The organism is Mucilaginibacter metallidurans, from assembly GCF_003286435.2.
Classification (GTDB): domain Bacteria; phylum Bacteroidota; class Bacteroidia; order Sphingobacteriales; family Sphingobacteriaceae; genus Mucilaginibacter; species Mucilaginibacter gossypii.
On record NZ_CP043449.1, the window covers coordinates 5,280,639 to 5,292,858 of the forward strand.

Here is a 12,220-nt window from a genome sequence, read left to right on the forward strand (position 1 = left end):
TCTTTAATTAAGCCAACGAATAGCCATTCGGTTTATTTAACAGCCTGTTTTTTTCTTCTTTCGGTTAGGTAACGCCGTAATGGTACATCGTAACCTGCCATAACCAGGTAAGCAAACGCTACCAGTACAATTAAACCGGGTATAATGATATATGCCAGGTGAACAGCATCGGGTTTATTTGCGGCATAATAATTACCAAACATCCACATTACTGCGTAATGGGTCATGTATAAAGGATAGGAGATATTCCCCGAAAAAACACATATTTTACGTAAGCCGTTGTTAAGAACAGCACCTGCTCCCAGCGAAACCATTAACGGGAAATAAATGATAACTATAAAAGGCTCGGTAAGCCAGTTCCATGTTGAGAACGGAGACAGGAAAGCCAGCATCAATAAAATAGAAAGACCTATAAAACCAAGCTTATTTTTGACGATAAGGTTATAACGGTAAACCAGCAAACCAGCAGTAAAAGAATAAGCTATACGTACACCTCCATCCCAGAAAGTTCCGCCACTCCAGCCGCCCATTAAATTACCTGAGTGAGCTGCCACATAGCAAATACCTACAGCAGAAGTTGCACCAAGGACAATCAGGTAGCGCCGCTGAACGCGACAAAGCACAAGTGCATAAACAATGTTAGCTACATATTCCCAAAACAATGACCAAGCAGGTGCATTAAACCCAAACAAGTTAAAATACCGTTCACTCATTGTCGGGTTAGGAATCATTAATATGGAGCTGAGAAATAATAGTAGTATACTACCCATACTCTGGGTTACAGCCCGGCTGCTAAAAGGATCAAATAGAAAGCTTAACAAACCCAATACTGACCCCATAACAACAAACGGGTGCAGCCTGATGAGCCTCGACTTAAAAAACTCCCTAATGCCCATTTTTGCAATGCGGTCGTCATAAGCATAGCCAATAACAAAGCCCGACAGGCAAAAGAAAAAATCAACCGCTAAAAAGCCATGACCTATAAAATCCTTACTGTAATCGGAATAAGCAATCTCCATAAAATGGAAAGTAACAACTGCTATAGCAGCTATGCCCCGCATACCGTCAAGAATTTCAAAATGCTGTTTGGTTTTAAGGATGGCGGGGCTTAGTTTTTCCATGCACTATATCGATTTACCTGTATGCCGGTAAAGAAAGGAAAATTTAACCGTATGTTCAAACTATGCGCTTAACAGCCAAACTGGGTGAGGTGATGGTCAATATGTTTATAAAACATATTGCTCCATTCGGTAATGGTTAAGGAGCCAAACGAATGCGACTCGCGGCCATCAAAAGCTTTTTCGCCCAGCCGCTGTGTTTTTTGGATGTAGGCTATCAACCTGTTTTTTTCGGTATTGAAATCCCTTTCGTCGGTAATGAGAAATGCAGGCGCTGTAGGGTTGTTGTGTTTATATGGTGTTTCGCTCACCACCTTGTTTTTAACCAGCGTTTTCAGGATGAGTTTCATGAACAAGCCGGGTTTGGGGTGCTTATCTTCATACACCATTTCGTACGTTACACAGCAGTGTGCCAACATTTGTGCCACGTTCATTTTACCCCACCCCGGTGAGGTTTGAGGCGTGAGCTTGTTGATCCGGCTGATTACATCATCAGCTACCTGTGCAGTGAAAATATTGGGTAAGGCCATGAGGGAAAGATAGGTATTTTTATACAGAGACGTATTACATGTATATGTAGTTTAAACCGGAAAATCTGCGAAGCGGGCGATGCATTAGATGCCGCCCAACAAAAATTCCCGATATGAATTCCGATCTTAAAAAAAATAAAAAATATTTTTTCATTTTGTCCAATCTGCCAGGCACGGTTGTCATTGGGTTTTAACAACATAAATTTAAAACAAAATGGAACAGAGAATCAGCATGTGGGAAAAAGGCCAAAACGCCTTAAAACCATTATTCGGTATCAATACTTATCTTAAAAAGTCGCCCCTTGAGTTATCCCTTCGTGAGTTGGTAAATTTCAGGGTATCACAGATCAATAAATGCGCTTATTGTCTTGACATGCACTATAAAGATGCACGTGCCAAAGGCGAAACTGAACAACGTTTATACGGCCTGAGCGCCTGGGAAGAATCACCTTATTATACCGATCGTGAAAGGGCCGCCTTCGCCTGGGCCGAAGCCGTTACCGCCTGCCATGTAACCGATGAGGTATACAACATAGCCAAGGCGCAGTTTAGTGATGAAGAACTGATAGACCTTACGCTGTCCGTTACCACCATTAACACCTGGAACCGCATCAACCTATCGTTCCCTAATACTCCCGGCACATACCAGGTTGGCCAGTTTGCATAAACAGCTTATATTAACGCCATTAAAACATAGCCTTATGAATGAGTTTTTGTTAGTGATCCACAGGGATCTGAAAAGTAAAGATGCCAGTCCCTCGCCCGAACAAATGCAGGCAGCTATAAAACCTTTCCAGGATTGGATAGGCGGCATCGCGGCCCAAAACAAACTGGTTGGTGCTCCCAAACGCTGGGACGGCGATGGCCGGACAATTAAGCAAAATACCGTGATCAATGGTCCTTATGCCGAAATTAAGGAATCGATAGGCGGGTTGTTTATGATCACGGCCGAAGATTACGATGAGGCCGTTGAAATTGCCAAAGGCTGCCCGATATTGCAATGGGGGGCCGCCGTTGAAGTACGAATGGCTGTGCCTGCCGTATAAAATAAAATGCCTTTGTACTTTTGCAAAGGCATTTTTATTTTAACCTATGCAACCCCAAGAACTTTTACCTCACCTGTTCCGCACCGAGTACCGGAAAATTGCAGCAGTGCTTTGCCGCCTTTTTGGTATTGAACATATTGAAATTGCCGAAGATATTGTGAGCGACACCTTCCTTTCAGCCACTGAAAATTGGAGCCTGAAAGGTTTACCTGATAATCCGACGGCATGGCTTTATACCGTTGCAAAAAATAAAACCAAAAATTACCTGAAACGGGATACGATTTTTAAGCAAAAACTTTTGCCCGAAATAAAATATACTACCGACAGCACAGGCGAAATAGAGATCGACCTGTCTGCCAAAAACATAGCTGATAGCCAGTTGGCCATGATCTTTACGGTTTGCAACCCGGTTATTTCGGCCGAGTCGCAGGTAGCGCTTGCCCTTAACCTGCTTTGCGGTTTTGGCGTACAGGAAATTACCGATGCTTTTTTAGCAAACAAGGAGGTAATATACAAACGGATAAACCGCGCAAAGGAAAAACTGAAAGAAGCCGGAATCCGGATCCAACAGCCAGGCCTTAGCGAGATCGGCAACAGGCTGGAAACTGTTTTAACAACCATTTACCTGCTGTTTTCTGAGGGATATTACTCAATCTCCCAAAATGTTACCCTCCGCCGTGATCTTTGTACTGAAGCTATGCGGCTTAATTACCTCCTTATTGAAAATCCAGCCACCAATACCCCTGCCGTAAATGCACTTTTTGCGCTGATGTGTTTCCACGCGTCGCGGTTTGAGGCCCGCAGCAATGATCATGGTGAAATGATCCTTTATGATGATCAGGATGAATCACTTTGGGACAGGGACCTGATCAACAAAGGTATCCATTACCTGAACCAGGCTTCAACCGGAACTTCAATAACTAAATATCACCTCGAAGCCGGCATTGCTTATTGGCATACCTTTAAGGAAGATGCTGCCGAAAAATGGGAAAATATATTACAGCTATACAATAGCCTCCTCATGCTGGAGTATTCGCCCATCGCCGCGCTAAACCGGACATTTGCCCTTGCCAAAGCCAATGGAAAACCGGCTGCAATAGCCGAAGCCGAAAAACTGAACCTAAGCAATAACCACTTTTATTATTCGCTGCTGGGCAACCTGTATACCGGCATAGATAATCAAAAAGCCTTACAGCATTACGAAACAGCTATGAACCTGGCTACTTCTGCAAATGATAAGGCAACTATGGCGGAAAATGTTGAGCGGTTAAAAAACTTGCAGGAATAGCCTTTTCACAATAGTTGAAAGGGTATTGGTTCATGCATACCGCAAAGCTATTGGCATATTTACAACGATAGTGAATTTAAAGCCGACCGGAAACCGACTGAATAATTGTCGTCATTTATGAGCTTTTAAAACCACACAATCCTTTTACAAAACAAACTTTGGTAAAATTCAATTAATCACCTATTTTTGCTGCAATCATATACATAACATCATGGGACACCATAAAGAAGAAAAAGAAAACTTTGATTACATATACTATTTGGTAGGATTAATCTCTGGCTTATTTGTAGGCGGTATTATTGAAAAAGGCTTTACCTGGATTTTTGTAGGTGGTGTTTTAGGGTTGTTAACTGCTGCTGCATATATCGCCGTGTTAGTTCGTGGCCGTAATGAAGAGGCCTGATCCTGACCTCCCTTCATTTATAAAAAATTGGAACCAGTTTTACGGCATTGTTGCCGCATGGCTGGTTTTTTTAGTTTTAGTATTCTGGCTCATTACCAAATTCTTTGAATGAGTTTAACCGACTGGATTGTTTTAGGCCTTACCATATTTTCTATAGTGCTTTATGGCATATGGAAAAGCGGCAATAATAAAAATATCGACCAGTTTTTGATGGGCAGCCGCTCATTGCCCTGGTACCATGTGGCTTATCGGTAATGGCCACCCAGGCAAGTGCTATTACCTTTCTTTCGGCACCGGGCCAGGCTTATTCAGACGGGATGCGTTTTGTGCAGTTCTACTTCGGGCTGCCCTGGCCATGATCGTACTTTGTATCACCTTTGTCCCCATTTTCCATCGCCTTAAGGTTTATACTGCTTACGAATTTTTGGAACAGCGTTTTGATCTGAAAACCCGTGCACTCACATCGTTCCTCTTCCTGGTTCAGCGCGGCCTTTCAACCGGCATTACCATTTATGCTCCGTCTATCATCCTCTCAACCATATTAAATATTAATACGGTTTACACTACACTGTTTATAGGCGGGCTGGTAATTGTTTATACTGTTTATGGCGGTAGTAAGGCCGTGTCATATACCCAGCTATTGCAAATGAGCATTATTTTTACGGGGATGTTTTTGGCAGGAGTACTGGTTGTTTACCTGTTGCCCGGCAATGTAAGTTTCATGAGTTCGCTCAAAATGGCAGGTAAAATGGGCCGCATGAACGTGATAGACTGGAAATTCGACCCCAATAACCGTTATACCGTTTGGAGCGGATTGATCGGGGGCTTCTTTTTACAGCTTTCCTATTTTGGTACAGATCAAAGCCAGGTAGGCCGTTATTTAACCGGCAGCTCGGTGGGGCAAAGCCGCCTCGGGCTAATCATGAATGGCCTGATCAAGATCCCGATGCAATTTCTGATCCTGCTGATAGGGGTACTGGTTTTTGCGTTTTACCAGTTTAACCGCCCGCCAATGTTTTTTAACCAGTACGAGGTTAAACAAATTCGAAAAAGCGTTTACGCTGCGGAATATGACCATCTCAATCAGCAATATACCCAGGCTTTTGAGCAAAAAAAAACCAAGGCTAACGAGTTGATAAAAGCCATCAACAGTAAAAATGAAGAGGGGATCAGTTATGCCAAAGATCAATTAAAGGTGGCCGACACTAAGGCCCGCCTCATCAGGCAAAACGCCATTGAACTGATGAAAAAAAATAACCCCAAGGCCGATGATAACGATACCAACTACGTATTCCTTAGCTTTGTTACCCAGTATCTGCCTAAAGGCTTGATAGGATTACTGATAGCCATTATTTTTCTCGCCTCTATGGGCTCAACCGCCAGTGCTTTGAATTCCCTGGCTTCAACAAGCGTGGTTGATATTTACAAACGAATTGTTAATCCCAACGCCACAGATAAGAATTATTTAAATGCATCGCGCCTGGCAACGGTGTTCTGGGGCCTGGTTTGCATTGGGATGGCCCTTTACGCCAGCCGCATAGGTAACCTGCTCGAAGCCGTGAATCAATTGGGCTCCTATATCTACGGAACCATCCTTGGAGTGTTCATAGTGGCCTTCTATCTTAAAAAAATAAAAGGGACTGCGGTATTTATAGCGGCAGTTATAACGGAAGCAATTATTTGTATCCTGGGCTATTTTGATGTAATCGCTTATTTGTGGCTCAATGCTATCGGTGCACTTCTGCTGATAGTAATTGCGGTGTTGATCAGCGTGGCAGCCCCCTCTAAATCTCCCCCGGTTGGGGAGACTTTCTGAATATTATCAATTCATAAAAGAAAATCGCCATTTCCTATAAAAAACAGCGATTTTCTTTTTAAAGCCCTCCCCTTCCGGGAGGGTTGGGTGGGGCTTAGGGCTATCGCTTAGCCTGATCCAGGGCTTCCTGGTTTAAGCGGGCGTATTCTTCATCTTTGTCGGCGTTGGCTAAGGCAATACCGGCTTCTGCAGCTGCTATAGCACCGGCTTTATCACCTTTACGCAGTAACAAACGCGACTCCCATAGCTTATACCACGGACCTTTAGGCTCAATTTTTTCGGCTTCGTAAACCCAGCCAAGGGCTTTATCAACGTCTTTATGGTTTTCGTAGTAGTATTGTATGGCGTTGAAATAGTATGGTTTGCGGTCGCCTTTCATCAGCTCATCAATATTAGCTGTAATTTTGGCGTCGTCATCAGTTTCCATGTGGATATAGGCCGCGGTCTTGTCCCAAACCAAAACAAGGTCGGTTGATTTGGTAGTTGTATTAACAAAAGCCATAGTAAATGTTTCGCGTTTTTCGCTCACGCGGATTGGCTTGATGTTAAAACGTAGAAAATCCTGATCTTGCTTGTAGCTGTATGCGCCCCATTGTTTTACCACTTTATTAAGTATAATGGTCCACTCGCCTTTATTAGGGATACTGAACAGGGAATAAGTACCCGCAGGCACAGGGTTACCTTCAATAACAACTTTTTCGGTAAAAGTAATGGTTGTTGCCGCGTTGGCGCCGGTACGCCAAACTTCGCCGTAAGGGATAATACCCCCGAATATTTTGCGGTCCTTAACATTTGGACGGGAATAAGTGATGGTTATTTTCCCTAACCCGAAATCCTGGATAATGGTTTGAGTTGAGCTGGCCTCAGGTATGCGGGGAATCTGGGCGTATGATTTTGAGCTAAAACAACAGCACGCTATCAGCATACTGAACAGGAGTACGTAGGTTTTTTTCATGATTATAGTTTTCGAATCTAAGATACCAAATGTTTTAATGCAGATATTATTGTGTATGACCTAAAAATATTTTCAAGGTTTAGGCACCTTCAATGTAAATACGGAATAAATGAAGGCCGCGTTGCTGTAAAGCTAAAATTGCCAGCGCTTTATTACCTTTGCACCCATGATTGACGTTATATTAAAGAAGGGTAAAGAAAAAGCCGTATTGCAAAGGCATCCCTGGGTATTTTCCGGAGCAATTGAAAAAGTTAAGGGCAAGCCTGCCAATGGCGACGTGGTACAGTTGCTGAATGCTCAGGGCGAATTCATGGCCTATGGCTTTTATAACGATCAGTCGAGGGTTACTTTACGTTTGCTGGAATGGAACAAGGATGTACATGTAAACGAAGCGTGGTTTCGCGAAAAAGTAGCAACCGCGGTTAAAAGCCGTGCTAACATATTGGCTAACGGTACCAATACCTGTCGTTTAATTTTTAGTGAATCGGATTATCTGCCGGGGCTAATCGTTGATAAATATGCCGGCCATTTGGCAGTGCAGGTACTTACCTCGGGTATTCAAAATGAGATGCCTGTTATTATTGATGAACTAAAAAAACTACTGAATCCCGAAAGTATTTCGGATAAAAGTGATAATGCTTCACGTGCCCACGAAGGGCTGCCCGAAGCTGAGAATAAAGTACTTGCTGGCAGTCCGCCGCCTGAGCTGGTTGAGGTGTTAGAAAACAACGTTATTTACGGTATCAATATCACCGAAGGCCAAAAATCCGGCTTTTATTGCGACCAGCGCGATAATCGTCATGTGTTGGCTGTACATACTAAAGATAAAAAGGTACTGGACTGCTTTTGTTATACCGGCGGCTTTACGTTGAACAGCCTTAAAGAAGGCGCCGCATCAGTAACCAGCGTAGACAGCTCGGCGTTAGCTATTGAAACGCTGGCCGAAAATATCAGGCTGAATAAACTGGATGCAACCAAACACATAGCAATTAAATCCGACGTGAATGTACAGTTACGCAAATTCAGGGATGAGGGCGAAAAGTTTGATGTAATCGTACTCGATCCGCCTAAATATGCGCCGTCACGCTCGGCGCTCACCCGTGCTTCGAGGGCTTATAAAGATTTGAACCGTTTGGGTATGCTGCTGCTTAACGAAGGAGGCTTGCTGGCTACCTACTCCTGCTCGGGTGCTATGGATATGGAAACCTTTAAACAGGTAATTGCCTGGGCCGCGCTTGATGCGGGTAAACAGGTTCAGTTTATCTACCAGTTCCATCAACCCGAAGATCATCCTGTCCGTGCTTCCTTCCCTGAAGGTGAATATTTGAAAGGTTTGCTTTGCAGGGTGTTTTAGCCCCCTAACCCCCTAAAGGGGGAACGTTAGTCGAAGGCCTGTTTTTGCGTAGCAAAACGGGCCTTCGGCATTTTATCGTATTTATGCTACCGCGGGTTTTCAAGTACGAATAAAAAAATGTCATTGCGAGGAGCAGAACGGGAATGAGCGAGGGCGCGACGTGGCAATCGCATGCTATACAGGGCGACCCTGCTTCCGTGCGATTGCCGCGCTATCGCTTAATGACATGACTTTTTTTCATTTCATAAATTGGCTACAATCTACTAAAGGTTACGCTATCGCTAAACCTGCGGCAGTTTTTCTTTAATTAGCCTATCTCCGCTTAAAAAAGCGGTTAATTTTTGTGCGGTTAATAAAATTTTTGCCGAGTTAACCCCTTTTTTAACCCCCGTTTTAATACCACCCGCTATATCATTGCTGTGCCAAATGGAAAGCATGATATGTATTGAACGGGTTTAACCATCCCTGTTTAATGGTTTTTGCTTCCCTTTTGGCAAGAGTTATAAACCCATTAACCAATTATTTATGTACGAAAATTTTACCAATTATGATGGGTGCCATCGCATCCGTTATCGTGCTAAAATTAAAGGGATGCTTCAATGCTGCATAACCACCCTTTTATTTTTAGCCATGTGTACTTCGGCTTTTGCTCAGGGTAGCAAAATAACCGGTGTAGTAAATGACGAGCATGGGCAGCCACTGCCCGGTGTAAGCGTTAAGCTTAAAGGTACGCCTAATGGTACAACTACTAATGTTAACGGCCAGTTTAACATCAATGCCGAACCAAGCCAAACGCTGGTTTTCACTTTCCTGGGTTACGTTGCACAGGAAGTAAATGTAGGTAATCAGAAAAGCATCACCATTAAGCTTCAGCCAAACGCCACCAACATGAACGAGGTGGTAGTGGTAGGTTACGGCACCCAGCGTAAGGCAACGGTGACCGGATCGGTTGCATCGGTTACTAACAGCGAGATCGTAACCACCAAAAACGAGAACGTGCTGAACATGCTTGCCGGTAAAGTGGCTGGTGTTCGTATCACCCAAAACACATCTGAGCCGGGCTCATTCAGCAATGCTTTTGATATCCGTGGCTTTGGTAACCCGCTGGTGGTAATTGACGGGATTCCCCGCGATAACATTAGCCGCCTTGACCCTAACGATATCGAAAGTGTTTCGGTACTGAAAGATGCTTCTGCTGCCATCTACGGTGTGCGTGCTGCAAACGGTGTAGTTATCGTAACTACCAAGAAAGGTAAAAAAGGTGCGGTTGACCTTAACTACTCGGGCACTTATGGCTGGCAAATCCCATCGTACATGCCAAAACCTGTTGGCGCTGTTGATTTCATGACCCTGGTTAACGAGCAGTTATTGCACAACGTTAACGGCGGACAGGTAAAATATACCGATGCTGATTTTGCAGCTTACAAAAACGGCACAAAAACCAGTACCGATTGGTATAGCCCTGTTTTTGCTAACAGCGCACCGCAGCAACAGCATAACCTGAATGCAACAGGCGGTACCGATAACAGCAGCTACTTTGTGAGTATGGGTATTACTGATCAGGACGGCTTTTTCAAAAGCGGCGATCTGAACTACAAAAAATACAACTTGCGCTCAAACATCACTACCAAAATCAATAAAAACCTTACCGTTGATGTAAACCTGAGCGGTACCATAGAACAGAAAAATCAACCTTACCAGGATGCCTGGTGGATCATCCGCTCGTTTTGGAGGCAGGTGCCTACCCAAAGTATCTATGCCAACAACAATCCGGCTTACCTGAATAATGGTGAGGTGGACGGTTCAAACCCTGTCGCAATGGCCGATGCCAATGTTGATGGTTATAAACAAATTGCCAATAAATGGTTACAGTCTTCGGTATCTGCAACGTACAATGTGCCTTTTGTACCAGGTTTAAGTGCTAAGGGCTTGTATAACTATGATTACTATTTTTCAAGTAACAAGATCTATCAGCGCTCATATAACCAGTATAATTATGATGCTAACAGCAATTCTTATCAGGCTATAGCTAACCAAACACCGGGTTCACTCACCCGTCAGTTTTATGAAAAGCCAAGCACTTTAATGCAGCTTTCGTTAAACTATGCTAAGCAGTTTAAAGGTGGGCACAACATTAGTGCGTTAGCGCTTTATGAAGAAGGTGAACAAAAAGGCGACAACTTTAATGCGCAACGTCAACTATCGCTTCCTGTTGATCAGCTATCGGCGGGCAACGCTTTAAATCAAACCGCAACGGTTGATGGCGGCTGGCCTTATGATTATGTAAACAAATCATTTGTTGGTCGTGTAAACTACGATTACAAATCAAAATACCTGGTTGAGTTTAGCTTCAGGGATGATGGCAGTTCCAAAAATTCTCCGCTTAAGCGTTGGGGCTTTTTCCCGGGTGCATCTGCAGGTTGGAGAATCTCACAGGAAAACTTCTGGAAAAACACATCAGCTCTTTCTTTTATCGACGACCTGAAGATCCGTTTATCATATGCTAAACTGGGTGATGACGCAGGCCTTAACGCTTACCAATATCTTACCGGTTATAACTACCCTGCCACAGGCGATAACAACAGGTTGCCTCCGGGATCAGTATTTGACGGTACTTTTGTTAACGGTGCACAGAGCCGTGGTATAGCTAATCCTTACATTTTCTGGTATGTTGCTAAAACCTACAACGCAGGTATCGACTTACAGGCCTGGAACGGTTTGTTAGGCTTAACTGTTGATGCCTTCAGGCGCGACAGAAGTGGCCTGCTTGATACTCGTGCCGATAACCTGCCGGGTGTAGTAGGTGCAGGTTTGCCACAGGAAAACCTTAATAGCGACCGTGCTCAGGGTTTCGATATCGAGATAAACCATCGTTACCATATAGGTAGCTTTAACTATTTTGTTAAAGGCACATTCGGGTATACCCGTACACAATGGATTAGCAAGGTTCACTCTGCTTACGGTAACTCACAGCTTAATTGGCATAATAATAACGACAACCGCTATAACAACATATTCTGGGGTTTTGGTGCCGATGGCCAGTTCCAAAACTATCAGCAGATCCTGAACAGTCTGCAGTTTGTATCACGTAACGCAGTAGTTGGTGATTACATTTTACAGGATTGGAACGGCGACGGCGTGATAAACGACCAGGACGTGCACCCAATAGCACAAAACGTAAGTAACAACAATTACAGCGTACCTTCAACTACATTTGGTTTAACACTGGGCGGTTCATACAAAGGCTTTGATATCAATACTGTATGGCAGGGTGCAGCAGGTATCAACGTATCCTACATCGAACAGTTGAACATCCCGTTATGGGGTGGTGGCAGCGCGCTATCTATGTTCATGGACAGGTACCACCCAACTGATCCTAAAGCCGATCCTTATGATCCAAACACTGTATGGACTCCGGGCACTTTTGCCCTTACCGGTACAACAGCCAACACCAACTCACTGTCAAATATCCACAGTGCGGCTTATGTGAGGTTAAAATCTGCTGAGATTGGCTACAGCATTCCTGCCGCAGCCGCCAAAAAGATTGGTATTAAAGGCGCAAGGATCTTTGTAAACGGGTACAACATTTTAACCATTACAGGCTTGAAATATCTTGACCCTGAACACCCATCGGCCAACTACGGTTATTTATACCCCTTAGATAAAATTTATTCAATCGGTGTAAATGTTAAACTATAATCCATTACAGA

General features: G+C 43.8%; 9 protein-coding genes and 1 pseudogene. 7 read left to right on the forward strand and 3 right to left on the reverse strand.

Translation table 11 applies throughout. The annotated features are described in order from the left end of the window. Nucleotides 1-32 precede the first annotated feature (32 nt). Together DIU38_RS22305 and DIU38_RS22310 are read right to left on the reverse strand one after the other, a co-directional pair. Complete coding sequence (locus DIU38_RS22305) at nt 33-1,121, reverse strand: acyltransferase family protein (RefSeq protein WP_112651628.1); 1,089 nt, start codon at nt 1,119-1,121, stop codon at nt 33-35. Between the two features lie 68 nt (nt 1,122-1,189). After that, nucleotides 1,190-1,648 carry a DUF1569 domain-containing protein gene (locus DIU38_RS22310; protein WP_112651629.1) on the reverse strand — a complete coding sequence of 153 codons (459 nt, stop codon included), beginning with the start codon at nt 1,646-1,648 and terminating at the stop codon, nt 1,190-1,192. A 214-nt stretch (nt 1,649-1,862) separates the two neighbouring features. Between DIU38_RS22310 and DIU38_RS22315 the strand changes: the two genes are divergently transcribed. From DIU38_RS22315 to DIU38_RS22335, 5 genes and pseudogenes are all read left to right on the forward strand, one after another. Continuing rightward, the gene (locus tag DIU38_RS22315; protein WP_090531050.1) at nt 1,863-2,315 is read left to right on the forward strand and encodes a carboxymuconolactone decarboxylase family protein; all 453 of its coding nucleotides are present in this window, start codon (nt 1,863-1,865) and stop codon (nt 2,313-2,315) included. A gap of 34 nt (nt 2,316-2,349) precedes the next feature. Further along, nucleotides 2,350-2,694: a YciI family protein gene (locus DIU38_RS22320; protein WP_112651630.1), complete on the forward strand. Its 345-nt coding sequence runs from the start codon at nt 2,350-2,352 to the stop codon at nt 2,692-2,694. 46 nt (nt 2,695-2,740) lie between these two features. After that, entirely contained in the window at nt 2,741-3,982 is a 1,242-nt protein-coding gene (locus DIU38_RS22325) for an RNA polymerase sigma factor (RefSeq protein WP_112651632.1), read from the forward strand. A 211-nt stretch (nt 3,983-4,193) separates the two neighbouring features. Then, nucleotides 4,194-4,385 (forward strand): hypothetical protein, encoded by a 192-nt coding sequence (locus DIU38_RS22330; RefSeq protein WP_090531057.1) that lies wholly within the window; start codon nt 4,194-4,196, stop codon nt 4,383-4,385. A gap of 108 nt (nt 4,386-4,493) precedes the next feature. Further along, a pseudogene (locus tag DIU38_RS22335) lies at nt 4,494-6,201 on the forward strand (sodium:solute symporter). Nucleotides 6,202-6,301: 100 nt separating this feature from the next. Here the strand turns inward: DIU38_RS22335 and DIU38_RS22340 are convergent. Then, nucleotides 6,302-7,156, reverse strand: a complete 855-nt coding sequence (locus tag DIU38_RS22340; protein ID WP_090531065.1) for a DUF2911 domain-containing protein — start codon at nt 7,154-7,156, stop codon at nt 6,302-6,304. A gap of 166 nt (nt 7,157-7,322) precedes the next feature. Here DIU38_RS22340 and DIU38_RS22345 point away from each other — a divergent pair, with 166 nt between their 5' ends. Both DIU38_RS22345 and DIU38_RS22350 read left to right on the forward strand, forming a co-directional pair. Then, on the forward strand, nt 7,323-8,510 hold the full coding sequence (locus DIU38_RS22345) for a class I SAM-dependent rRNA methyltransferase (RefSeq protein ID WP_112651636.1): 1,188 nt from the start codon (nt 7,323-7,325) through the stop codon (nt 8,508-8,510). 525 nt (nt 8,511-9,035) lie between these two features. Further along, a complete protein-coding gene (locus tag DIU38_RS22350; protein ID WP_112651638.1) occupies nt 9,036-12,209 on the forward strand; it encodes a SusC/RagA family TonB-linked outer membrane protein in 3,174 nt (1,057 codons plus the stop codon). Nucleotides 12,210-12,220 lie beyond the last annotated feature (11 nt).

Coding starts and splice junctions, on each gene's coding strand:
- DIU38_RS22305 (WP_112651628.1), bottom strand. CDS start 1,121: ATGGAAAAACTAAGCCCCGCCATCCTTAAAACCAAACAGCATTTTGAA.
- DIU38_RS22310 (WP_112651629.1), bottom strand. CDS start 1,648: ATGGCCTTACCCAATATTTTCACTGCACAGGTAGCTGATGATGTAATC.
- DIU38_RS22315 (WP_090531050.1), top strand. CDS start 1,863: ATGGAACAGAGAATCAGCATGTGGGAAAAAGGCCAAAACGCCTTAAAA.
- DIU38_RS22320 (WP_112651630.1), top strand. CDS start 2,350: ATGAATGAGTTTTTGTTAGTGATCCACAGGGATCTGAAAAGTAAAGAT.
- DIU38_RS22325 (WP_112651632.1), top strand. CDS start 2,741: ATGCAACCCCAAGAACTTTTACCTCACCTGTTCCGCACCGAGTACCGG.
- DIU38_RS22330 (WP_090531057.1), top strand. CDS start 4,194: ATGGGACACCATAAAGAAGAAAAAGAAAACTTTGATTACATATACTAT.
- DIU38_RS22340 (WP_090531065.1), bottom strand. CDS start 7,156: ATGAAAAAAACCTACGTACTCCTGTTCAGTATGCTGATAGCGTGCTGT.
- DIU38_RS22345 (WP_112651636.1), top strand. CDS start 7,323: ATGATTGACGTTATATTAAAGAAGGGTAAAGAAAAAGCCGTATTGCAA.
- DIU38_RS22350 (WP_112651638.1), top strand. CDS start 9,036: ATGTACGAAAATTTTACCAATTATGATGGGTGCCATCGCATCCGTTAT.